This is a genomic window from Peribacillus sp. SIMBA_075, from assembly GCF_046534585.1.
Map to the genome: position 1 here is coordinate 1 of NZ_JAWRYN010000386.1, position 290 is coordinate 290.

A 290-nucleotide genomic window follows, 5' to 3' on the forward strand; every position below is an offset into this window, starting at 1 on the left:
CCGAACACATTCATATTGGGGAACAGCGCATAGGATTGAAACACCATCCCGACTTCTCTGTCCTTTGGGGCAAGATTCGTGATGTCCGTCTCCCCTACGACGATTTTGCCCCCATCCTCTACCTCTGTCAAACCGGCGATGCAGCGCAAAAGCGTACTTTTTCCGCATCCACTCGGACCGAGCAGGGTAATCAATTCGCCCTTTTCAATCGAGAGGGAAACCTGGTTCAACACAGTAGTCTCCTTGAATCGTTTACTTAGGCGATCAATCTGTACATAGCTCATCTGCTT

1 protein-coding gene is annotated in these 290 nt (G+C 49.7%); it reads right to left on the reverse strand.

The genetic code is table 11. The annotated features are described in order from the left end of the window. Positions 1–284: ATP-binding cassette domain-containing protein (locus SB775_RS28700; RefSeq protein ID WP_410864583.1), on the reverse strand; the 284-nt coding region annotated here is incomplete at its 3' end. Between the last annotated feature and the right edge of the window lie 6 nt (positions 285–290).